Raw genomic sequence first — 20,596 nt, 5'->3', positions numbered from 1 at the left:
TCACAGGATCAGGTCACGCAATTCGTCGGGCATGGCGCCCGGTTGTTGAATAGCTGCAAGGTCGGCTGCCGAAACCGTGTTCCAGGCATCTTCATCCCACAGCTGGAATTTGTTCAGCTGCCCCACCAGCATCGCCTTCTTGTCGAGCTTGGCGTACTCCCGCAGGCGGGGCGGTACCAGGAAACGCCCACTGCCATCGAGCTCCAGGTCAACCGCATTACCGATCAGCAAGCGCTGCAGGCGGCGGTTTTCCTCACGCAACGATGGCAAGGCACGCAACTTGGCTTCTATCTGTTCCCACTCATCGAGGGGATAAACACACAAGCAGGGATCTACGGCGTCGATGGTCACGATCAGCTGACCATTGCAACGCGAATCGAGCTCGTCACGGTACCGGCTCGGCATGGCGAGACGGCCCTTGGCATCGAGGCTGACGGCGTTGGCTCCGCGGAACACGGCTGCGATTCCCCACAATGGTATCGTTTTTGTGCCAGAAAACCCACTTCATCCCACTTTCTGCCACTTGCGCACACTATAGGAATCCGCCCGCAGCACCGTCAAGGCACGTTCGGAAGGAAAAGCCTTACGGGACCGAGATTTAGCGCGATAAAGGAATGTGGAAGGACTACCAACGAGAAGAAAACACGATAAAAATCAAACCCACTCAGGCGAATGGAGTTAGAAGTTAAAGTGATTTATCAAGAGTAAGATTTTTTCGGTATTACCAGCGAGGATCTGCTATCGAATCAAGCAGGAGAGGAAAAGGTGGAGAGTCGATCTGTAAGCCGGGTTTTGTCGAGGACAGTCATTCCTCTACGACGGCCATCACTGGACGCCTCTAGCAACCTACCCGGTTCCGACGCGGGCCACGCCTGATGGAACCCTATTTGGTCTTGCTCCGAGTGGGGTTTACCTAGCCACGAACTGTTGCCAGCCGTGCGGTGCGCTCTTACCGCACCTTTTCACCCTTACCGGCACCGAAGTGCTTAGGCGGTTATTTTCTGTGGCACTTTCCGTAGGCTCGCGCCTCCCAGGCGTTACCTGGCACTCTGCCCTATGGAGCCCGGACTTTCCTCCCCCTGCTGCTCGCACAACTAAAAGTTGCGGAACAAAAACAGGCAGCGACTGTCCGATCGACTCTCCGCCGCCAAGGTTACCGACACACGCTCACAAGAACAAGCAATACCGACACTTATATCAAACTGCCACTATTCGGTTTTCTGCTTTTCCAGGGCAAGTTGGTACAACAGGTTCTTGCGCACACCCGTAATTTCCGCCGCCAGCGCCGCCGCCCGCTTCAGTGGCAACTCGGCCAGCAGCAGGTCGAGTACGCGCTGGGCCTCGGCACTGATGGCCTGCTCGCCCTCTGGCCCGCTCCAGCCTCCGACCAGTACCACGCATTCACCGCGCTGCTGGTTGCTGTCGCCGGCAACGAACGCACGCAGCTCAGCCAGCGGCAGGCCCTTGAGGGTCTCGAAGGTCTTGGTCAGCTCGCGCGCCAGCAACGCCGGCCGCTCGCCACCAAATACCAGCTCCATGTCTTCAAGGCATTCGAGGATACGGTGCGGGGCTTCATAGAAGATCAGCGTACGCGGCTCTTCCTTCACCTGCTCAAGGCGCGCCCGGCGCCCCGCCTGCTTGGCCGGCAGGAAGCCTTCGAAGATGAAGCGGTCCGACGGCAGGCCGGCCGCCGACAGCGCGGCGATCAGGGCACAGGCGCCAGGCACCGGCACCACGTTCACCCCCGCTGCCCGCGCCTGGCGCACCAGGTGGTAGCCCGGATCGGAAATCAGCGGCGTGCCAGCATCGGAAACCAGCGCCACATTCTCGCCAGCCAGCAGCTTGGTGAGAAAACGCCCACCCTCATCACGTTCGTTGTGTTCATGGCAGGCCGCCAGCGGTGTGTCGATGCCAAAGTGTTGCAGCAGGCGGATCGAATGGCGGGTGTCTTCGGCGGCGATCAACGCCACGTCCGCCAGCACCTTCAGCGCCCGGGCGCTCATGTCGTCGAGGTTGCCGATGGGGGTTGCCACCACATACAGCGTCCCCACCGTGGATTTCGAAGCCCCTGCCACATCAGTCACTGCGCACACCTGTCATTCGGATCAAAGGCGCCATTGTAGCCCGAGCGCCTGCAACAGGGCGCAAAGAACTTCACCCGCGACCGGCGGCAGGCCACCTATAGTGAAGGATCAGCACAGCAACATCGCGCCCCGGCCAGTGCTTGGGTACAATTGCCGGCCAACTTGATCGAGTAACAGGACCATTACATGATCGCTTGCCTGCGGCTGCTCACAGCCCTCTGCCTCGCTGCCCTGCTGGCCGCTTGCGCCAGCTCGCCCTCATCCAGCCTGGGCGAACTGCCACGCACCCCGGACGCCAGCATCGAGCAACTGCTCGAAAAGGCCGCTTCCAGCAAGTCTGCAGAAGACGCCGCCCTGCTGCGCCTGAGTGCGGCCGACCTGGCCTACAAGCAGAAGGACTTCCCCCGCGCCGCACGCATTCTCGAGCAAGTCCCGCTGGACACGCTCAAGCCGGCCCAGCAAGTGTTCGCCAGCACCCTCGCTGCCGAGCTGGCCATGAGCCGCAACCAGCCCAAGGCGGCCCTGACCGCCCTGGCTCACCCCAGCCTGCAGCGTGTTGCCGAACTGCCTGCAGAACAGCAAGCGCGCACCTACAGCGTGCACGCCGCCGCGCTTGAGGCCGATGGCCAGGCCCTGGCTGCCGCTCAGCAGCGCGTACTGCTGGCACCGCTGCTCAGCGGCCAGGCCGCGAGTACCAACAATGACGCCATCTGGGCCTTGGTCGCCTCGCTGCCGGCAGAGCAGTTGCAGCAACCCGGCAACGACCAGACCCTGAACGGCTGGGCCAGCCTGGCCTTCGCCGTGAAAAGCGCCGGCACCCTGGAACAGCAGCAAGCGGCCATCGAGACCTGGGTCAAACAGCATCCGGACCACCCAGCCGCCCAGCAACTGCCGCTGGCCTTGACCAAACTCAAAGAGCTGGCCAGCCAGCCATTGACCAAGATCGCCCTGCTGCTGCCTCAGGAAGGCCCGTTGGCCGGTGTTGCCCGCGCCCTGCGTGACGGCTTCATGGCTGCGCACTTCCAGGCCCAGCAAGCCGGCCAGCCGGCGCCTGCGGTGCAGGTGTTCGACAGCTCGCGCATCGGCTCGCTCGACGACTTCTATCGCCAGGCCCAGGCCGCTGGCGTGCAACTGGTCATCGGCCCGCTTGAAAAGCCTTTGGTCAAACAACTGGCCGCCAAACCACAGCTGCCAATCACTACGCTGGCCCTGAACTATGCCGACGCAGGCCAGAAAGCCCCGCCGCAACTGTTCCAGTTCGGCCTGGCTGCCGAAGACGAAGCCCGCGAAGTAGCCCGCCGCGCACGTGCCGACGGCATGGTCCGCGCTGTGGCCCTGGTGCCAAGCGGCGAATGGGGTGACCGCGTGCTGGCGGCCTTCCGTCAGGACTGGGAAGGCAATGGCGGCACGCTGCTCGCCGCCGAGCGCATCGCCCAGCCGGTTGCCCTGGCCCAGCAGATCGCCGACCTGTTCCAGCTGCGCCAGAGTGAAGGCCGCGCCAAGAGCCTGCAAAGCACGGTAGGTGGCAGCATCGCCGCTCAACCGTCGCGCCGCCAGGATATCGATTTCATCTTCCTGGCCTCGACCCCGCAACAGGCCCAGCAGATCAAGCCGACCCTGAACTTCCAGTACGCAGGGGACGTGCCGGTCTACGCCACCTCGAACCTGTACAGTGCCAGCGGCGATGTCAACCAGTACAACGACATGAACGGCATCCGCTTCTGTGAAACGCCGTGGCTGCTCGACACCAGCAACAGCCTGCGCCAGCAGGTGGTACAGCAATGGCCGCAGGCCGCAGGCAGCCTTGGCCGCCTGTACGCCATGGGCGTCGATGCCTACAGCCTGGCACCGCGCCTGGGCCAGCTGAAAGCGCTGCCGGACAACCGCGTCCTGGGCCTTTCGGGCAGCCTGAGCATCAACGCCAACCAGCGCGTAGAACGCCAGCTGCCATGGGCCGAGTTCGCTGGCGGCCAGGTCAAGCGCCTGCCTGACACCGCACGCTGATGGTAGCAGCGTCGCCCACCAGCGCCGGGCAGGCAGCAGAAACCCAAGCCCTTGAGTACCTTCAAGGGCAGGGTCTGCAGTTGCTGGCGCGCAACTGGCGATGCAAAGGCGGTGAGCTTGATCTGGTCATGCTTGACGCCGATACAGTAGTATTCGTCGAAGTCCGCTACCGGCTGCACGCTTGCTTCGGTGGCGCCCTCGGCAGTATCGACGGGCGCAAGCAGAAACGGCTGGTGCTTGCCGCCAGCCTGTATCTGCAGAAGGAGCCCCACTGGGGCAACCACCCGTGCCGCTTCGACGTAGTCGCCCTGCAGGGCAGCCACCATGCAGGCAGACCGCTTCAATGGCTGAAGAACGCCTTCGAATGCTGAACCCACTTCGTTTTCTTTGCTCTATGTTTCGCGGGCTGGTCGTTGTTGCGCGTAGCAAAGGCCACCGCCCCACTTAAGGTCACCAGATGGACATGCAATCCCGAATCCGCCGGCTGTTCCAGGCCAGCATCGACACCAAGCAACAGGCAATGGACATCCTGGCACCGCACATCGAGCAGGCCAGCCTGGTCATGGTCAATGCGATGCTCAACGAGGGCAAGATGCTCGCCTGTGGCAACGGCGGCTCGGCCGGTGATGCCCAGCATTTTTCGTCAGAACTGCTTAACCGTTTCGAGCGCGAACGCCCGAGCCTGCCAGCCATCGCGCTGACCACCGACAGCTCGACCCTGACCTCGATCGCCAACGACTACAGCTACAACGAAGTGTTTTCCAAGCAGATTCGCGCCCTGGGCCAACCCGGCGACGTTCTGCTGGCGATCTCCACCAGCGGCAACTCGGCCAACGTGATCCAGGCGATCCAGGCCGCACATGACCGCGAAATGATTGTCGTAGCATTGACGGGCCGCGACGGCGGCGGCATGGCTTCGCTGCTGCTGCCCGAAGACGTGGAAATCCGCGTACCTTCGACGGTTACCGCACGCATCCAGGAAGTCCACCTGCTGGCGATCCACTGCCTGTGTGATCTGATCGACAGCCAACTGTTCGGGAGTGAAGAATGACCCCTATGCGCCTCGGCCTGATGGCCCTGACCCTGTGCCTGAGCGTCACCGGTTGCAGCTCGGTACTCACCTCTACCCGCAACTCGCCGATCGAGGATGATCGCGGTACGCGCACCATTGGCAGCAAGATCGACGACTCGCTGATCGAGACCAAGGCCTCGGTGAACATTTCCAAGGCCAGCCCTGACCTGGACAAGGGCTCGCACATTGTTGTCAGCAGCTACAACGGCATCGTCCTGCTGGCCGGCCAAACCCCACGCGCCGACCTCAAGAGCCTCGCCGAGCAGACCGCTGGCCAGGTGCAGCGCGTCAAGAAAGTGCACAACGAACTGCAGGTGATGCAGCCCTCCTCCATCCTGGCACGTAACAACGATGCCTGGCTGACCACCAAGATCAAGACTCAGATGCTGGGCGACAACGCCGTGCCCAGCTCGCGCATCAAGGTGATCACCGAGAACGGTATCGTCTACCTGCTCGGCCTGGTCACCCAGCAGGAGGCCAACTCGGCCACCGCAGTGGTGCAGGGCGTGTCGGGCGTGCAGAAGATCGTCAAGCTGTTCGAGTACATCGACTGATTCACTGATTGCCTGTCAGGGCCTCTTCGCAGGTTCACCCGCGAAGAGGCCTGACAAGCGACCACAATGCCCCACCTTTCAGAATCCCAGGAAACACCGCATGAAAAAGCTTCTGCTGCCTGCCCTGCTGATCGGCACCTTCGCCACTCTGGCCGGCTGCTCCACCCCAAGCCTCATCACCCTCAACGATGGCCGTGAAATCCAGGCTGTCGACGCCCCCAAGTACGACCGCGACGCCGGCTTCTACGAGTTCCAGCAACTCGACGGCAAACGCACCCGCATCAACAAGGATCAGGTCCGCACCATCAGCGACCTGTAACCTGAAACTGGCGGCAAATAAAAAGGCGATCCGGTTGGATCGCCTTTTTTGTTACTTGACCACTTTCAGGCTTGGCCGACCACTTGGGCGCGGCGGCTGACCACCCCCTTCCGGCGGGCCATCGTCGTCGGGCTGCACATCATCGTCTTCCAGCTCATCGCCCTCCATAGGCGAATCCAGCTCAAAGACCATGCCTTGGCCATTTTCACGGGCATAGATACCCAGGATGGCACCAACCGGCACGAACAGCGAATGGGCAACGCCACTGAAGCGGCCCTCGAAGCTGACCGCGTCGTTATCCATGTGCAGGCTGCGCACGGCACTTGGCGAGATATTCAAGACGATCTGGCCATCACTGGCGAAACCATCCGGCACCTGGACTTTCGGGTATTCGGCATTGACCAGCATGTGGGGCGTGCAATCGTTGTCGACGATCCACTCATACAGTGCTCGAACCAGATAGGGGCGACTGGAGTTCATCAACAGCTCCTTAAAGCTTGCGCATTTCACGTTCTACGGAGGACAGGCTCGCCAGGAAAGGCTCGCGGGCGAACTGCCGCTCCATGTAATCCAGCAGCGGCTTGGCTTGCCGCGGCAATTCGATACCCAACACCGGCAAACGCCAGAGTATGGGCAATAGACAGCAATCGACCAGGCTTTGCTCATCGCTCATGAAACAGGCGAATTCATTGAACAATGGCGAAACGCCGGTCAGGCTTTCGCGCAGGGCCTTGCGTGCTTCGGTACGGGCAGCTTCGCTGCTGCGCGAGTCGAGTACGGTATCGGCCAGGGCACACCAGTCACGCTGGATGCGGTGTATCAGCAAACGGCTGTTACCGCGCGCAACCGGGTATACCGGCATCAGCGGTGGGTGCGGGTAACGCTCCTCGAGGTATTCCATCACCACGGTCGATTCATACAACGCCAGGTCACGGTCGACCAGGGTCGGCACGCTGCCGTAAGGGTTGACCTCAGCCAGCTTGGGCGGCAGGCGGGCCGGGTCGACATCGATGACCTGCACACTGACACCCTTCTCGGCCAGCACCAGGCGTACCCGATGAGAGTAATGATCAGCGGGATCGGAATAGCAGGCTAACCTGTTGGTTGCGCCCATGTAGCGGCTCCTCGCACGGGATGCTTGTGCAACTGTAAATGAAAACGCGCCCGGGGCCCCCCAGCAGTTTTGCCAGGGCGCCACGGGCGCGTTCAACAACCAGAAACTACTGCGTGATCAATGCACGTCCTTCCAGTATTCACGCTTGAGCAAGTAGGCGAATATGAAGAAGAAAGCCAGGTACAGCAACACATAGGTACCGATGCGCTGGCTTTCCAGTTTGACCGGGTTGGCCGAATAGGCCAGGAAGGTCACCAGGTTCTTGACCTTCTCGTCGAACTGCTCGGTGGTCAGGGTACCGGATTTCGGCGTAATGGTCAGCTGGTCACAGGCTTCGTGAGTAATCGGGCTGCCGGTCAATGGGTCGAATTGCTTCTTGCCATCGGTCACCGTCTGCACCTGTTTGCAGCCAATCACCTGGTTACCCTGCAGGCCGACCAGCACGTTAGGCATGCCGACGTTCGGGAACACCTTGTTGTTCACCCCGTAAGGCCGTGACGGGTCCTCGTAGAAGCTGCGCAGGTAGGTGTACAGCCAGTCGGTACCACGCACGCGAGCCACCAGGGTGAGGTCGGGCGGTGCGGCGCCGAACCATGTCTTGGCATCATTGGGCTTCATGCCGATCTGCATGTGGTCACCGATCTTGGCACCGGTGAATACCAGCTTTTCGAGCATCAGCTCGTGCGGGATACCCAGGTCATCGGCTACCCGCTCGTAACGCTGGAACTTGGCACTGTGGCAACCCATGCAATAGTTGGCAAAAGTGCGCGCACCATCCTGCATGGCGGCCTTGTCACTCAGGTCGATATCGGCCTTGTCCAGCTCCAGGCTGTGTTCGGCAGCGAAGGAAAAGGCAGGCATCACTGCCAGCAAAAATACTGCAATCAACTTTTTCATCAGCCAGTCACCCTTTCCGGAACCGGTTTGGTCTTCTCGAGCCTTGTGTAGAACGGCATCAGCAGGAAGTAGGCGAAGTACAACACCGTGCACACCTGCGACAGCAAGGTACGCCCAGGTGTCGGCGCCAGTACGCCCAGCACGCCGAGGATGACGAAGGCCACGCAGAACACCAGCAGGAAGACCTTGCTGATCCAGCCCTTGTAACGCATCGACTTCACCGGGCTACGGTCGAGCCATGGCAGTACGAACAGCACGGCAATGGCCGCGCCCATGGCTATTACGCCCATCAGTTTGTCAGGCACCGCACGCAAGATTGCGTAGAACGGTGTGAAGTACCACACCGGCGCAATGTGCTCAGGCGTCTTGAAGGCGTTGGCCTGCTCGAAGTTCGGTTTTTCCAGGAAGTAACCGCCCATTTCCGGGAAGAAGAACACCACAGCGCAGAACACAAAGAGGAACACCACCACGCCGACGATATCCTTGACGGTGTAGTACGGGTGGAACGGAATACCGTCCAGCGGAATGCCGTTTTCGTCTTTTTTCTTCTTGATGTCGACACCATCGGGGTTGTTCGAACCCACTTCGTGCAGAGCAAGAATGTGCAGCACCACCAGGCCGAGAATCACGATTGGCAGGGCAACCACATGCAGGGCAAAGAATCTGTTCAGGGTGATACCCGAGATCAGGTAGTCACCACGGATCCACTGGGTGAGGTCGTCACCGATCACCGGGATGGCACCGAACAGCGAGATGATCACCTGGGCACCCCAGTAAGACATCTGGCCCCACGGCAGCAGGTAGCCCATGAACGCTTCTGCCATCAGCGCCAGGTAGATCAGCATGCCGAACAGCCAGACCAGCTCACGTGGCTTCTGGTAGGAGCCGTAGAGCAGCCCGCGGAACATGTGCAGGTAGACCACGATGAAGAACGCCGACGCACCGGTGGAGTGCAGGTAGCGCAGGATCCAGCCGTATTCCACATCACGCATGATGTACTCGACCGAGGCGAACGCCTCTTCCGCCGAGGGTGTGAAGCTCATGGTCAGCCACACACCGGTAACGATCTGATTGACCAGCACCAGCAATGCCAGGGAGCCGAAGAAGTACAGGAAGTTGAAGTTCTTGGGCGCGTAATACTTGCTCAGGTGGTCTTCCCACATCTTGGTGGCGGGGAAGCGAGCGTCAACCCAGTCCATGAACTTGCTCATCATGCTTTCTCCTGGTCGACGCCGATGACGACGATGTCGTCCGACTCATAAGAGTGCGGCGGCACTGGCAGGTTAAGAGGTGCCGGCTGCGACTTGTAGACACGGCCAGCCAGGTCGTAGTGGGAGCCGTGGCACGGGCAGAAATAGCCACCTACCCATTTCGGACCAAGGTCAGCAGGTGCAACTTCCGGGCGGAAGGTGGGCGAACAACCCAGGTGCGTGCACAGGCCGACGAGAATGAGGACTTCCGGCTTGATCGAGCGAACCTCAGGGTCGACGTAGGTCGGCTGCACCGACGCCTTGGACTCTGGATCGGACAGCTCACCCGTGATTTTTTTCAGGTTGCCGAGGATTTCCTGCGTTCGCCGCACGATGAATACCGGCTGGCCACGCCACTCGGCCACCATCTGCTGCCCGGCCTCGACCTTGGCGATATTGACCTTCACCGGTGCACCCGCGGCTTTCGCCTTGGCACTGGGAAACCATGACCCCACGAACGGTACCGCAGCCCCTACTGCTCCCGCTGCCCCGACCACGGATGTCGCGGCTACGAGGAAGCGGCGCCGGCCTGCGTTGACGCCGTCATTGCTCATTCAGTCCTCTCCCATCAGCTTGCTTTGGCCTGTTGAACCAGACCTGTATTTAGGTTGTGTCAGTGGCACTAAAATTTGGTCGCCATGGTAAGAAACAAATCCACACACTGACAAGGTGATTACCCCGGCAAGGGCCCTCTACCCGCGGTTTGCTTGATCTGTGTCTATGCGACAAGCGGCCACTGACATGCTGACAGGTTAGTTCAAGGCAAAAAAAAAGCCCGGTTCCAAGGAACCGGGCTTTTTTCGACTGCCGAAGCGGTATTAACGCTTGGAGTACTGAGGACGCTTACGCGCTTTACGCAGACCCACTTTCTTACGCTCAACTTCACGAGCGTCGCGGGTAACGAAGCCAGCACGACGCAGAGCGCCACGCAGGGTTTCGTCGTATTCCATCAGAGCGCGGGTGATACCGTGACGGATCGCACCGGCTTGACCGCTGACACCACCACCGGAAACGGTGACGTAGATGTCGAACTTCTCAACGGTTTCGGTCAGCTCGAGCGGCTGACGAACAACCATGCGAGCGGTTTCGCGACCGAAGAACACGTCCAGAGAACGGTTGTTGATGGAGATGTTACCAGTACCCGGACGCAGGAATACGCGAGCGGTTGCGGTCTTGCGACGGCCAGTGCCGTAATTTTGAGTCGCCGACATAATGAACTATCCCCTTAGATCTTCAGTTCTTGAGGCTGCTGAGCAGTGTGTGGGTGAGCAGCACCCGCGTACACTTTCAGCTTACGGTACATGTCGCGACCCAGCGGGTTCTTAGGCAGCATGCCTTTGACCGCGGTTTCGATAACACGCTCAGGGGCTTTGGCGATCAACTTCTCGAAGTTGATTTCCTTGATGCCACCTGGGAAACCGGAGTGGGAGTAGTACATTTTGTCGGAAGACTTGGCACCAGTCACACGGATTTGCTCGGCGTTGATAACGACGATGTAGTCGCCGGTGTCAACGTGAGGGGTGTATTCTGGTTTGTGTTTGCCACGCAGACGGCTAGCGATTTCGGTAGCCAGACGACCCAGGGTCTGGCCAGCGGCGTCGACTACGAACCACTCGCGCTTTACTGTTTCCGGTTTAGCAGTAAAAGTTTTCATTCTCTAAAGCCTCAGAGGCCGCCCAGCGAAAAATAGACGGCGAATCTTACTGGATAGTGCACAGCTTGCCAAGGGCAAGCGCGCAGCCGAACACTGACGCTTTTGGGGGCTCGGGTCGGGCACGCCAATATTCGACGGGGTTCTTCCTGCGTGGTGGTGCATCACTCCCTCCACACGGAGAGGCGGTGAATTATCCAGATTGCGCGAAAAATTTCAACCTGATTTGATGGGCGTCTATTGCCAAGGAGTGTTTACCTGATGGAATACCGCCAGCTCGGCCGTACCGACCTCAATGTCAGCGCCCTGTGCCTGGGCACCATGACCTGGGGCGAGCAGAACGTTCAGGCCGAGGCCTTCGAACAGATTGCCCGGGCCAAGGGCGCCGGGGTCAACTTCATCGACACCGCAGAGATGTACCCGGTGCCACCCCGCCCTGAGACCTACGCGGCCACCGAGCGCATCATCGGCAACTGGTTCCGCGAAAACCGTGACCGCGACGACTGGGTGCTGGCCAGCAAGGTCGCAGGCCCTGGCAACGGCATCAGCCACATTCGCGACGGCCAGCTCAAGCACAACCGCCAGCACATCGTCGCGGCACTGGAAGAAAGCCTCAAGCGCCTGCAGACCGACCGCATCGACCTGTATCAACTGCACTGGCCAGAGCGCAGCACCAACTTCTTCGGCAAGCTGGGCTACCAGCACCTGCCGCAAGACCACTTCACCCCGCTGGAAGAAACCCTCGAAGTACTCGATGAGCAGGTGCGCGCTGGCAAGATCCGCCATATCGGCCTGTCCAACGAAACGCCGTGGGGCACCATGAAGTTCCTGCAACTGGCCGAGAGCCGAGGCTGGCCGCGGGCAGTGTCGATCCAGAACCCGTACAACCTGCTCAACCGCAGCTTCGAGGTGGGCCTGGCGGAAGTGGCCATCCGTGAGCAGTGCGGCCTGCTGGCCTATTCGCCGCTGGCTTTCGGCATGCTCTCGGGCAAGTACGAGAACGGCGCACAGCCCGACAACGCGCGCCTGACCCTGTTCAGCCGCTTTGCCCGCTACTCCAACCCGCAGACCGTGGCGGCCTGCAGCCGTTATGTGCAACTGGCCCGCGAGCACGGCCTGGACCCGGCGCAGATGGCCCTGGCGTTCGTCACCCGGCAGCCGTTCGTGACCAGCAACATCATTGGCGCGACCAGCCTGGCGCAATTGGACAGCAACCTGGCCAGCCTTGAGTTGAACCTGAGTGACGAGTTGCTGGCAGCGATCGAGGCGATTCACCAAGAGCAGCCCAACCCAGCGCCTTGAGCTGAAAGGGGCTGCTTCGCGGCCCCTCTGTTACATGGGGTAGACACCATCGCCAAAAAATAAGACGATCCAGCCGGTGATTGACCACTCTACCCTATAAGAACAATGACAATGATGTTTACCCAACCCTCCGCGTCGCTGCGGCGCGTCAGCATCCTGGCCATTGACAAGGTGTTTGCTTCGACCTTGATGCAGGCCAAAGACTTCTTCCACCTCGCCAGCTTGCGCTACAGCAAGCAGCTGGGCCTGGGCGTGCAGCCCATGTTCGAGATCTGTCTGGTGAGCCCCGACGGCCAGCCCGTCGACAGCTTCAGCAATGTGCAGCTACCGGTCGACGGTGGCCTGGACGACGCCGATGTGATCATCCTCCCGGCCTACTGGGACGACTTCGACAACCTGCTGCAACGTTATCCACAGGTGCTGCCGTGGCTGCGTGAACAGCATGCCCGCGGCGCGGTGCTGTGTGCCGAGGCCAGTGGTGTGTTCTGGCTGGCCGAATCGGGCCTGCTCGATGGCAAGGAAGCGACCACCTACTGGCGCTTCTTCACCAGCTTTGCCGAGCGCTTCCCGAAGATCCGGCTGAACCAGGACAAGCACCTGACCGACGCCGACAATATCTATTGCGCTGGCGGCGCCACTTCGGCCTGCGACCTGTACATCTACCTGATCGAGCGCTTCTGCGGCGCCAACGTGGCCCGCGCCGTGGCCCGCGACATCCTCTACGAGGTGCAGCGCAACTACACCCCGGGGCGCATGGGCTTTGGCGGGCAGAAGCTGCACCAGGACCTGATCATCCTGCAGATCCAGCATTGGCTGGAGGAACACTTCGCCGACAAGTTCCGCTTCGAGGACGTCGCCCGCAACCACGGCATGAGCATTCGCAACTTCATGCGCCGCTTCCAGGGTGCTACGGGGGACAAGCCGCTGCACTACCTGCAACGGCTACGGATCGAAACCGCGAAGGGGTTGTTGTCGAGCACGCGCAAGAGCATCAAGACCATCAGTTATGAGGTCGGCTATGACGATGCCAGTTTCTTTGCGCGGTTGTTTCGCCAGCACACCGAGCTGTCGCCAAACCAGTATCGACAGCAGTTCATGCAAGAGGCTTGAGGCCTTTTGGGGCCGCTTCGCGCCCCATCGCGACACAAGGCCGCTCCTACAGGGAATCGCGTAATCCTGTAGGAGCGGCCTTGTGTCGCGATGGGGCGCGAAGCGGCCCCAAAATTTTATGGCTTGTGCGCGCGGGACAGGAATTCGTGCGACTGCATCTCCAGCAACCGGCTGAGGGTACGCTGGAACTCGAAGCTCAGGCGACCACCGGTATACAGGTCCTTCAGCTCCACTTCGGCCGAGATGATCAACTTGACGTTACGGTCGTAGAACTCGTCCACCATGTTTATGAAGCGGCGGGCGATGTCGTCGGTGGCGACACCCATCTGCTCCACATTGCTCAGCAGCACGGCGTGGAAAATCTTGCCCAGTTCGATGTAGTCGTTCTGGCTGCGCGGCCCGTCGCACAGGGCGCGGAAGTCGAACCAGGCAACGTCGTCGCAGGTACGCAAGGCGTTGATCGGGCGGTTCTCGATCATCAGCACGTCGTTTTCGACTGCCTGGGTGCACTCGGGCGTCAGCGCCTTGAAGCTGGCGCGCATGCTCTCGTGCGCCGCATCGTTGAGCGGGTAGTGGAACAGTTCGGCCTGTTCCAGGTGACGCAGGCGGTAGTCGACCCCGCTGTCAACGTTCACCACGTCGGTGTACTGCTTGATCATGGCGATGGCCGGCAGGAAGCGCGCACGCTGCAGGCCGTCCTTGTACAGGCCGTCCGGCACGATGTTGGAGGTGGCCACCAGCGACACGCCGTTCCTGAACAGCTCTTCCATCAGGGTGCCGAGGATCATGGCGTCGGTAATGTCCGACACGAAGAATTCGTCGAAACAGATCACCCGGGCTTCGTCACTGAAGCGCTTGGCGATGATGGTCAGCGGGTTCTTCTCGCCCTTGAGGGTTCTCATTTCCTCGTGCACACGCTTCATGAAGCGGTGGAAGTGCGTACGCATCTTCTGCTTGAACGGCAGCGCTTCGTAGAAGGTATCGACCAGGTAAGTCTTGCCTCGCCCTACCCCACCCCAGAAGTACAGGCCCTTGACCGGGGTCTGCTCTTTCTTGCCGAACAGCTTGCCGAACACACCCGGCTTGTTGTTCTGCGCCTGGACCAGGTCGTCGTACAGGCGTTGCAGGTGACGCACCGCAGTTTCCTGCGCCGCGTCATGGAAGAAGTCGGGACGTTTCAGATCTGCTTGATATCGTTCTAGGGGCGTCATGATTTCGTTAGCGAGGCAACAAAAAACGGGCCGTCACTGTAGCGACAGGCCCGCTTAATGGCAATCAGACTTGCGTCAATATGCCTCAGTCCTGCTGTGGTGCCAGGGCTTCGTGCAGGTTTTGAATGGCCGTGTCACGGGCTTCGGCGCTGTCGAACTGCGGCCCGTCGGCCACCTGCTCGCCGTTCAGCCACAGGCCGAAGCCCAGGCCTTCGATGCGCACATCGGCTTCGCCACCCTGCTGCAACTGCTTGCTCACCGCGCCGGCGCTCTTGCCGTCGGCGAAGCTGCGCGACAGCAGCAACTGCTCGCCGTCGGCGGCCAACAGGCGGAAACGGAAGCTGCCATCTTCATCACGGAAGCTGACGAAACGCGCGCTCTTGGCGGTCTTCTTTTTCACTTCGGTGCTGGCCTGCACGCTGCTGCGGAACGAACGCAGGCCAACGGCTTCGCGCAACTGTTCAAGGAACGGAGTGGCAGTCTTGCGGGCCTTGGCGGCGCCAGCCAGCAGGATGTCCTCCAGGTCCGCCGCGCGGGCGATCAGCTGATGGTAGTACTCGCGCTTCTCGGCCAATTGGCCATCCAGCAGCTGGAACAGGCGCTGCTTGGCATCGCCCCAGCCCAGGCCCTGCAACAGTGCTTCGCGGAACTCGGCACACTGTTCTGGCGTGGAGAACGCCTGATACAGGGTGAACAGGTGCGAGTCGTCCGGGTCTTTAGCTTCGCCTGGCGCGCGCGAGTCGGTGACGATGCGCGAGATGGCGTCTTTCATGTCTTTGGCGCTGGTGAACAACGGGATGGTGTTGTCGTAGCTCTTGGACATCTTGCGCCCGTCCAGGCCCGGCAGCGTCGCCACGCTTTCCTCGATCACCGCCTCCGGCAGGGCGAAGAAGTCCTTGCCCTGGCCGAACAGGTGGTTGAAGCGCTGACCGATGTCGCGGGCCATTTCCACGTGCTGGATCTGGTCACGGCCGACCGGCACCTTGTTGGCGTTGAACATCAGGATGTCTGCGGCCATCAGCACCGGGTAGCTGAACAGGCCCATGGTCACGCCGGCGTCCGGGTCTTCGCCGTTCTCGACGTTCTTGTCCACCGAGGCCTTGTAGGCATGCGCGCGGTTCAGCAGGCCCTTGGCGGCAACACAGGTCAGCAGCCAGGTCAGCTCGGGAATTTCCGGGATGTCCGACTGGCGGTAGAAGGTCACCTTGTCCGGGTCCAGGCCACCGGCCAGCCAGGTGGCGGCGATTTCCAGGCGCGAACGCTGGATGCGCAGCGGGTCGTCGCACTTGATCAGGGCGTGGTAATCGGCCAGGAAGTAGAACGAGTCGGCACCGGGCTGCTGGCTGGCACGGATCGCAGGGCGGATGGCGCCGGCGTAGTTGCCCAGGTGCGGAGTGCCGGTGGTGGTGATACCGGTAAGAATGCGCGTGGTCATGGGTGTTCGCTTATTCAGGCTTGGCTCAGTTCGAAAGGCGCGGCAGCAGCAGATCCTTCAGATCGGTCAGCTTGCCATGGAAGAAGTGTCCGCATTCTGCCACTTTCAGCAGCTCATGGGGGCGCGACAGGCTGTCGGACCATTCGTAAACCAGCTGCGGCGCGACCACTTCGTCGGCATCCGGCTGCACCACCGTGATCGGGCAGTGCTGTGGCAACGGGAATTCGGCGGTCAGGCGCATGACTGCCGGGGCAATCATGAACAAGTGTTGCAGCGATACCCCGGCGGCCTCCAGGCGGCCAGCCAGGCTGGTGGCAACGAAGCCGCCGAAGGAAAAGCCCATCAGCACCAATGGCAACTCGGGGTGGCTGGCACGCAACCAAGCCGCAGCAGCTTCAGCATCAGCCACTTCACCAGCCCCCATGTCGTGGCTGCCGGCGCTCTGGCCCACGCCACGGTAGTTGAAACGCAAGGTCACATAGCCGGCATCACGGGCGGTGCGTTGCAGCGTCGAGACCACCTTGTTGAGCATGGTGCCGCCCTGGACCGGGTTGGGGTGGCAGATCAGCACCGCGCCACGGGCGTCGGCCACGTCCAGGTACAAGGCTTCCAGCTGGCCGCCGGGGCCATCGATGAACAAGGGGGTTTCGCGGACAAGCAAGGCACTACTCCGTGACCTCGGGAAGGGTCGTTTCGTCTAGGTAGGGAATTCTGTTCTGATTTGCGATCGCTCGCGGTATACAGCGCAGGTCTGAGCCGTTAACGTAAAGCAAAGCCGTTTATAGAGGAAGGACTCGTGGAACTCTCGCTCCTTGTTTGGTTGTTGCCGACCTTGGCCCTGGTCATTGGTGTGGTCGTTGGTTTCGTCGTGGCCCGCCTGCTGCCCAATGCGGCGCCAAGCAGCACCCAGCGTCAGCTGGATGAAATGCAGAAGCGCTTCGACAGCTACCAGAACGAAGTGGTCACCCACTTCAACAGCACCGCCATGCTGGTCAAGAAACTGACCCAGAGCTATCAGGACGTACAGGATCACCTGGCCGAAGGCGCCAACAGCCTGGCCCTCGATGACGTCACCCGCCAGCGCCTGCTGGCTGCGCTGCATTCCGAAGCGCAAGGCCCGCGTGACCGCCTGACCCCGCCGAAAGACACCGCCGAAGTGCCGCGCGATTACGCGCCGAAAGCACCCAACTCGCCGGGCATGCTCGACGAGAGCTACGGCCTCAAGCGCTAATCTGCCACACATGAAGAAGGCCTCGCGAGAGGCCTTTTTTTGTGCGCTGGATTTACCGGCCTCTTCGCGGGCACGCCCGCGAAGAGGCCGGTACAGGCTGCCTATTTACACGCCTGCAATGCCTGCTCGACATCCTCAAGCAGATCTTCCACATCCTCCAGCCCCACAGACAACCTCACCAGCCCCTCCGAGATCCCGTGATGCGCCCGCTCCTGGGGCGTGTAGCTGGAGTGGGTCATGCTCGCCGGATGCTGCGCCAGCGACTCGGCATCCCCCAGGCTCACCGCCCGTGCAAACAGCTGCAGGGCATTCATGAAGCGCCGCCCGGCCTCAATGCCACCCTTCAGCTCAAAGGCAATCATCCCGCCCGGCAACCGCATCTGCCGCTGCGCCAGCGCGTACTGGGCGAACGATGGCAACCCCGGATAATGAATCAGCTCAACCTGCGGCTGACGGGCCAGAAACTCCGCCACCCGCTGTGCATTCGAGCAGTGGCGATCCATGCGCAATGCCAGGGTCTTGATACCGCGCATCAATAACGCAGCGTCATGCGGGGACAGCACCGCCCCGGTCATATCCTTCAACCCTTCAAGACGAATACGATCAATCAACGCCTTGCGGCCCACCACCAGTCCGGCAGTGATATCGCCATGGCCGCTGAGGTACTTGGTCGCCGAATGCACCACCAGATCTGCCCCAAGTTCCAGTGGCCGCTGCAGGTACGGCGTGCAGTAGGTGTTGTCGACCACCACAAGCACATCATGCCCTCTCACGCCTTCGACGACCGCCGCTATGTCCACCAGTTGCATGTTGGGGTTGGCCGGTGTTTCGAAGTAGATCATCCGCGTTTTACTGTTGATCGCCGCTTTAATGGCCTCGGCATCGTTGAGGTCTACATGGTGAATCTTGACCCCGAACTCGCCAATGCCATGATGCAGAAACGCGAAAGTGCAGCCATACAAGGTACGCCCGACGATCAACTCATCACCCGGCCGCAGCAGCGTCCAGATAGTCGAGGTTATTGCCCCCATCCCCGACGCCAGCGCCAATCCCGCTTCACCACCCTCAAGCGAGGCCATGCGTTGCTCCAGCAAGGCCAGGGTGGGGTTGGAAATGCGGCTGTAGAAGTGCCCCGCCTCTTCACCGGCGAAACACGCAGCGCCGTATTCAACGGTAGGAAAGGCGTAGGTAGCGGTCTGGTACACCGGCGGCACCAGGGCCCCACCATGCGAAAGCGGGTCGTAGCCATGGTGAATGGCCCGTGTGGAAAAACCGGTGTTGTTATGGGAGTCGCGCATGGCAACAGCCTCTTGTGGTTTGTTATAAGCTTATGCCACCGAGCCGCCCGATTTTTTCCAAAATAGCCCACGTATCTGCGTGGTTGCTGGAACAAAAACAATAATTAACGAATCAGGAGGGCAAAATATGCCTTCAAGCCTCGACCGCACCGACCGCGCCCTGCTCGCCGCCCTGCAGGACAACGCCCGCCTCACCGTCGCCGAACTCGCCGACCAGGTGGCACTGACCACCTCGCCCTGTTGGCGACGGGTCAAACTGCTGGAAGACAACGGCTACATCACCGGCTATCAGGCCATCCTCTCGCCCAAGTCGCTGGGTTTTGGCGTGACCGCGTTCGTCAGCATCATGATGGACTCGCACACCAAGGACATGGCCTTGGCCTTCGAGCAGCGGCTGATGGAAATTCCCGAGATTGTCGCCTGTCACAACATCTCCGGGCGTTATGACTTTCTACTGGAGATTCTGGCGCGGGATCTGGAATCGTTTGGCGAATTTACCCGGGAAGTGCTGCAACGGTTGCCGGGGGTGAAGGAGATCTATTCGAGTTTTTCGTACAAGGCGGTGAAGGAGAAACGGGTAATACCTGTGTCGGAAAAACACATCTAAGACACATCGTTCCAATCAGTAGGAACGTTCCTACTGACAGACAGCCCGCCTCTGACATACAGAAAGCGTATCCCTGGGCACACTTCCCAAGCCTTTCACCCAAGGGACTACTCCATGGCCAGCTTTCTTCCAGAGTTCATTATCCAAAAACTCGCAGGTCGAACATTCGACAGTTTCGACCAGTTCTACCGTTCCTTCTGGCTAGCAATTGCAGATGACCCGATTTCCAGCCAGCAATTCATCCCCGCACAGCTCAACCGCCTCAAGAACGGCTGGCCACCCCGTGCGCCCTTTTGTGACACCGCGAAAGGCTTGCGCTCCTACCAGATTATCCACCTGCACCTGCCCGAATGGGGTGGGTTGATGAACGACGCCGCGAACCTACGAATCATGAGCACCATGCAGTATGCACTGTCCTCGGAGGCGCCATGGTGACCAGCGGGAAGCACTGCCTTGCGGACTATACACACGCTGAATTTCAGTCGATTGTTGAAGCGTTGATACAGGCGGAGGGTTCTCCAGCCTCGCAGGACCGGCTACTGGAGCTGTTTATCGAGTTGGTAGCACATCCCGCCGGCTCGGACCTGATCTACTACCCAGGCAACGAAGAGGATGGCAATGCCGAAACAGTAATGGCACTCATCGTTAAGTGGAGAAAGTCGAAGGGGCTACCACTGTTCAGGGATCAGAAATGTGAGCCAAATAGCTGATCAGGTGCAGGAAGCACTGCGAACGGAGAAACGGTAATAGAATTTCTAGATACCCTGGGTGTAACACTGGAGTAGAGGCACAAGCCGAATCTCCTGGGTAAGCCAGGTATTACTGCCCTGCTACAAAAGCATTCTTGAAGTCACGCTGGATGATTTCCAAGGCTGCACTGTCATCCAGCAATTCGAAACGCGGCAACTCGTTGTCCGGCTCTCCAGGATCGGAGAAGTCCATCCTACCGACCAAATGCTGAACCAGACAATTCATGCCCTCGATGTCCGCAGGATTTACATCGAGCGACGTAATCAGCGCCTCAACAACTACTCTCGGCCGGTTTTCCTCAAACTGAAACGACGGATAGAATTTTCTGCGATTGCCAGTATTGGTGTAAGCGAGCAGCTTTCCTGCCTTTGTCTTCTGACTCAGCGCTTGTTTGCTGATACCCAGTATTTCACTGACTGCCTTGGCATCCAGCAACTCGCAACGGCTGGCGACACGGTCGAATGCGCGCGCCTTCATCCTGGCGATGGCTTCCTGGTCGCGGGTTGCAACACTGCGCTTCGTTTCAACATCGACTTTGGCTAGCGCAACAAACGCTTTTTCGTCAGCCTGGGCCACCGCTTCCAGCAACACCGTTTCAGATGCACGTGCAAGGTGCTCCTCGAAACGCTGCCGCAGGGCAGCTTTGGCAGCTTCGATGCAGGCGAATGCCGGGTGGAGCGCTTCGCGAGTAGCAGTGGCCATGGGGA

At 60.3% G+C, this 20,596-nt stretch carries 25 protein-coding genes and 1 other RNA gene; 11 read left to right on the top strand and 15 right to left on the bottom strand.

Translation table 11 applies throughout. The features are described from left to right. From mraZ to rsmI, 3 genes are all read right to left on the bottom strand, one after another. Entirely contained in the window at positions 1–456 is a 456-nt protein-coding gene (gene mraZ / locus P0Y58_07025; GenBank protein ID WEK31941.1) for a division/cell wall cluster transcriptional repressor MraZ, read from the bottom strand. A gap of 309 nt (positions 457–765) precedes the next feature. Continuing rightward, an RNA gene (rnpB, locus tag P0Y58_07020) (RNase P RNA component class A) lies at positions 766–1,141 on the bottom strand. A 67-nt stretch (positions 1,142–1,208) separates the two neighbouring features. Continuing rightward, positions 1,209–2,084 (bottom strand): 16S rRNA (cytidine(1402)-2'-O)-methyltransferase, encoded by an 876-nt coding sequence (gene rsmI / locus P0Y58_07015; protein ID WEK31940.1) that lies wholly within the window; start codon positions 2,082–2,084, stop codon positions 1,209–1,211. 186 nt (positions 2,085–2,270) lie between these two features. Between rsmI and P0Y58_07010 the strand changes: the two genes are divergently transcribed. From P0Y58_07010 to P0Y58_06990, 5 genes are all read left to right on the top strand, one after another. Beyond that, positions 2,271–4,088 carry a penicillin-binding protein activator gene (locus P0Y58_07010; protein WEK31939.1) on the top strand — a complete coding sequence of 606 codons (1,818 nt, stop codon included), beginning with the start codon at positions 2,271–2,273 and terminating at the stop codon, positions 4,086–4,088. Then, on the top strand, positions 4,088–4,459 hold the full coding sequence (locus tag P0Y58_07005; GenBank protein WEK31938.1) for a YraN family protein: 372 nt from the start codon (positions 4,088–4,090) through the stop codon (positions 4,457–4,459). Before P0Y58_07010 ends, P0Y58_07005 begins: the two co-directional genes overlap by 1 nt. Positions 4,460–4,545: 86 nt before the next feature. Continuing rightward, positions 4,546–5,139: a phosphoheptose isomerase gene (locus P0Y58_07000; GenBank protein ID WEK31937.1), complete on the top strand. Its 594-nt coding sequence runs from the start codon at positions 4,546–4,548 to the stop codon at positions 5,137–5,139. Continuing rightward, complete coding sequence (locus P0Y58_06995) at positions 5,136–5,714, top strand: BON domain-containing protein (protein ID WEK31936.1); 579 nt, start codon at positions 5,136–5,138, stop codon at positions 5,712–5,714. Before P0Y58_07000 ends, P0Y58_06995 begins: the two co-directional genes overlap by 4 nt. A gap of 100 nt (positions 5,715–5,814) precedes the next feature. Then, positions 5,815–6,033 (top strand): YgdI/YgdR family lipoprotein, encoded by a 219-nt coding sequence (locus tag P0Y58_06990; protein ID WEK31935.1) that lies wholly within the window; start codon positions 5,815–5,817, stop codon positions 6,031–6,033. 51 nt (positions 6,034–6,084) lie between these two features. Here P0Y58_06990 and P0Y58_06985 read toward each other — a convergent pair whose 3' ends face one another. From P0Y58_06985 to rplM, 7 genes are all read right to left on the bottom strand, one after another. After that, positions 6,085–6,513 (bottom strand): ClpXP protease specificity-enhancing factor, encoded by a 429-nt coding sequence (locus P0Y58_06985; GenBank protein ID WEK31934.1) that lies wholly within the window; start codon positions 6,511–6,513, stop codon positions 6,085–6,087. 10 nt (positions 6,514–6,523) lie between these two features. After that, positions 6,524–7,147, bottom strand: a complete 624-nt coding sequence (locus P0Y58_06980; protein ID WEK31933.1) for a glutathione S-transferase N-terminal domain-containing protein — start codon at positions 7,145–7,147, stop codon at positions 6,524–6,526. Positions 7,148–7,264: 117 nt separating this feature from the next. Further along, on the bottom strand, positions 7,265–8,044 hold the full coding sequence (locus P0Y58_06975) for a cytochrome c1 (protein ID WEK31932.1): 780 nt from the start codon (positions 8,042–8,044) through the stop codon (positions 7,265–7,267). Then, entirely contained in the window at positions 8,044–9,255 is a 1,212-nt protein-coding gene (locus P0Y58_06970; GenBank protein WEK33287.1) for a cytochrome bc complex cytochrome b subunit, read from the bottom strand. The genes P0Y58_06975 and P0Y58_06970 overlap by 1 nt, the downstream gene beginning before the upstream one ends. Further along, a complete protein-coding gene (gene petA, locus P0Y58_06965; protein ID WEK31931.1) occupies positions 9,255–9,848 on the bottom strand; it encodes a ubiquinol-cytochrome c reductase iron-sulfur subunit in 594 nt (197 codons plus the stop codon). Before petA ends, P0Y58_06970 begins: the two co-directional genes overlap by 1 nt. Before the next feature lie 264 nt (positions 9,849–10,112). Beyond that, entirely contained in the window at positions 10,113–10,505 is a 393-nt protein-coding gene (gene rpsI, locus P0Y58_06960) for a 30S ribosomal protein S9 (protein ID WEK31930.1), read from the bottom strand. A 14-nt stretch (positions 10,506–10,519) separates the two neighbouring features. Continuing rightward, a complete protein-coding gene (gene rplM, locus P0Y58_06955; protein WEK31929.1) occupies positions 10,520–10,948 on the bottom strand; it encodes a 50S ribosomal protein L13 in 429 nt (142 codons plus the stop codon). A 258-nt stretch (positions 10,949–11,206) separates the two neighbouring features. Between rplM and P0Y58_06950 the strand changes: the two genes are divergently transcribed. Together P0Y58_06950 and P0Y58_06945 are read left to right on the top strand one after the other, a co-directional pair. Next, a complete protein-coding gene (locus P0Y58_06950) occupies positions 11,207–12,247 on the top strand; it encodes an NADP(H)-dependent aldo-keto reductase (protein ID WEK31928.1) in 1,041 nt (346 codons plus the stop codon). 189 nt (positions 12,248–12,436) lie between these two features. Continuing rightward, positions 12,437–13,357 (top strand): GlxA family transcriptional regulator, encoded by a 921-nt coding sequence (locus P0Y58_06945; GenBank protein WEK33286.1) that lies wholly within the window; start codon positions 12,437–12,439, stop codon positions 13,355–13,357. 116 nt (positions 13,358–13,473) lie between these two features. On the opposite strand, the gene zapE is transcribed toward P0Y58_06945, so the two are convergent. The 3 genes from zapE to P0Y58_06930 form a co-directional block, all read right to left on the bottom strand. After that, positions 13,474–14,568 carry a cell division protein ZapE gene (gene zapE / locus P0Y58_06940; GenBank protein ID WEK31927.1) on the bottom strand — a complete coding sequence of 365 codons (1,095 nt, stop codon included), beginning with the start codon at positions 14,566–14,568 and terminating at the stop codon, positions 13,474–13,476. An 85-nt stretch (positions 14,569–14,653) separates the two neighbouring features. Next, positions 14,654–16,003, bottom strand: coding sequence for a tryptophan--tRNA ligase (locus P0Y58_06935; GenBank protein ID WEK31926.1), 1,350 nt, complete (start codon positions 16,001–16,003; stop codon positions 14,654–14,656). Between the two features lie 25 nt (positions 16,004–16,028). Then, positions 16,029–16,664, bottom strand: a complete 636-nt coding sequence (locus P0Y58_06930) for an alpha/beta fold hydrolase (GenBank protein WEK31925.1) — start codon at positions 16,662–16,664, stop codon at positions 16,029–16,031. Positions 16,665–16,799: 135 nt separating this feature from the next. Here P0Y58_06930 and P0Y58_06925 point away from each other — a divergent pair, with 135 nt between their 5' ends. Next, positions 16,800–17,234 (top strand): DUF1043 family protein, encoded by a 435-nt coding sequence (locus P0Y58_06925; GenBank protein WEK31924.1) that lies wholly within the window; start codon positions 16,800–16,802, stop codon positions 17,232–17,234. A gap of 101 nt (positions 17,235–17,335) precedes the next feature. Here the strand turns inward: P0Y58_06925 and P0Y58_06920 are convergent, their stop codons facing one another. Continuing rightward, positions 17,336–18,532: a methionine gamma-lyase gene (locus P0Y58_06920; GenBank protein WEK31923.1), complete on the bottom strand. Its 1,197-nt coding sequence runs from the start codon at positions 18,530–18,532 to the stop codon at positions 17,336–17,338. A gap of 127 nt (positions 18,533–18,659) precedes the next feature. On the opposite strand from P0Y58_06920, the gene P0Y58_06915 reads away from it, so the two are divergent. From P0Y58_06915 to P0Y58_06905, 3 genes are all read left to right on the top strand, one after another. Continuing rightward, positions 18,660–19,139 carry an Lrp/AsnC family transcriptional regulator gene (locus tag P0Y58_06915; GenBank protein ID WEK31922.1) on the top strand — a complete coding sequence of 160 codons (480 nt, stop codon included), beginning with the start codon at positions 18,660–18,662 and terminating at the stop codon, positions 19,137–19,139. Positions 19,140–19,253: 114 nt separating this feature from the next. After that, entirely contained in the window at positions 19,254–19,574 is a 321-nt protein-coding gene (locus tag P0Y58_06910; protein ID WEK31921.1) for an S-type pyocin, read from the top strand. Further along, the gene (locus P0Y58_06905) at positions 19,568–19,849 is read left to right on the top strand and encodes a bacteriocin immunity protein (protein WEK31920.1); all 282 of its coding nucleotides are present in this window, start codon (positions 19,568–19,570) and stop codon (positions 19,847–19,849) included. Before P0Y58_06910 ends, P0Y58_06905 begins: the two co-directional genes overlap by 7 nt. 109 nt (positions 19,850–19,958) lie before the next feature. Here P0Y58_06905 and P0Y58_06900 read toward each other — a convergent pair whose 3' ends face one another. Next, on the bottom strand, positions 19,959–20,591 hold the full coding sequence (locus tag P0Y58_06900) for a hypothetical protein (GenBank protein WEK31919.1): 633 nt from the start codon (positions 20,589–20,591) through the stop codon (positions 19,959–19,961). Between the last annotated feature and the right edge of the window lie 5 nt (positions 20,592–20,596).

Origin of the sequence: Candidatus Pseudomonas phytovorans (genome assembly GCA_029202525.1) — a bacterium.
In the GTDB taxonomy this organism is placed as follows: domain Bacteria; phylum Pseudomonadota; class Gammaproteobacteria; order Pseudomonadales; family Pseudomonadaceae; genus Aquipseudomonas; species Aquipseudomonas phytovorans.
This window is presented reverse-complemented; position numbering and strand designations above follow the sequence as displayed.

Excerpts from the sequence above, each read along its gene's own strand:
- P0Y58_06900 (WEK31919.1), bottom strand. The coding sequence starts at position 20,591 with ATGGCCACTGCTACTCGCGAAGCGCTCCACCCGGCATTCGCCTGCATC.
- P0Y58_06920 (WEK31923.1), bottom strand. The coding sequence starts at position 18,532 with ATGCGCGACTCCCATAACAACACCGGTTTTTCCACACGGGCCATTCAC.
- P0Y58_06980 (WEK31933.1), bottom strand. The coding sequence starts at position 7,147 with ATGGGCGCAACCAACAGGTTAGCCTGCTATTCCGATCCCGCTGATCAT.
- P0Y58_06990 (WEK31935.1), top strand. The coding sequence starts at position 5,815 with ATGAAAAAGCTTCTGCTGCCTGCCCTGCTGATCGGCACCTTCGCCACT.
- zapE (WEK31927.1), bottom strand. The coding sequence starts at position 14,568 with ATGACGCCCCTAGAACGATATCAAGCAGATCTGAAACGTCCCGACTTC.
- P0Y58_06915 (WEK31922.1), top strand. The coding sequence starts at position 18,660 with ATGCCTTCAAGCCTCGACCGCACCGACCGCGCCCTGCTCGCCGCCCTG.
- P0Y58_06985 (WEK31934.1), bottom strand. The coding sequence starts at position 6,513 with ATGAACTCCAGTCGCCCCTATCTGGTTCGAGCACTGTATGAGTGGATC.
- petA (WEK31931.1), bottom strand. The coding sequence starts at position 9,848 with ATGAGCAATGACGGCGTCAACGCAGGCCGGCGCCGCTTCCTCGTAGCC.
- P0Y58_06910 (WEK31921.1), top strand. The coding sequence starts at position 19,254 with ATGGCCAGCTTTCTTCCAGAGTTCATTATCCAAAAACTCGCAGGTCGA.
- P0Y58_07000 (WEK31937.1), top strand. The coding sequence starts at position 4,546 with ATGGACATGCAATCCCGAATCCGCCGGCTGTTCCAGGCCAGCATCGAC.
- P0Y58_07010 (WEK31939.1), top strand. The coding sequence starts at position 2,271 with ATGATCGCTTGCCTGCGGCTGCTCACAGCCCTCTGCCTCGCTGCCCTG.
- P0Y58_06905 (WEK31920.1), top strand. The coding sequence starts at position 19,568 with ATGGTGACCAGCGGGAAGCACTGCCTTGCGGACTATACACACGCTGAA.
- P0Y58_06975 (WEK31932.1), bottom strand. The coding sequence starts at position 8,044 with ATGAAAAAGTTGATTGCAGTATTTTTGCTGGCAGTGATGCCTGCCTTT.
- P0Y58_06995 (WEK31936.1), top strand. The coding sequence starts at position 5,136 with ATGACCCCTATGCGCCTCGGCCTGATGGCCCTGACCCTGTGCCTGAGC.
- P0Y58_06935 (WEK31926.1), bottom strand. The coding sequence starts at position 16,003 with ATGACCACGCGCATTCTTACCGGTATCACCACCACCGGCACTCCGCAC.
- P0Y58_06970 (WEK33287.1), bottom strand. The coding sequence starts at position 9,255 with ATGAGCAAGTTCATGGACTGGGTTGACGCTCGCTTCCCCGCCACCAAG.
- rplM (WEK31929.1), bottom strand. The coding sequence starts at position 10,948 with ATGAAAACTTTTACTGCTAAACCGGAAACAGTAAAGCGCGAGTGGTTC.
- P0Y58_06945 (WEK33286.1), top strand. The coding sequence starts at position 12,437 with ATGCAGGCCAAAGACTTCTTCCACCTCGCCAGCTTGCGCTACAGCAAG.
- P0Y58_06950 (WEK31928.1), top strand. The coding sequence starts at position 11,207 with ATGGAATACCGCCAGCTCGGCCGTACCGACCTCAATGTCAGCGCCCTG.
- rpsI (WEK31930.1), bottom strand. The coding sequence starts at position 10,505 with ATGTCGGCGACTCAAAATTACGGCACTGGCCGTCGCAAGACCGCAACC.
- P0Y58_07005 (WEK31938.1), top strand. The coding sequence starts at position 4,088 with ATGGTAGCAGCGTCGCCCACCAGCGCCGGGCAGGCAGCAGAAACCCAA.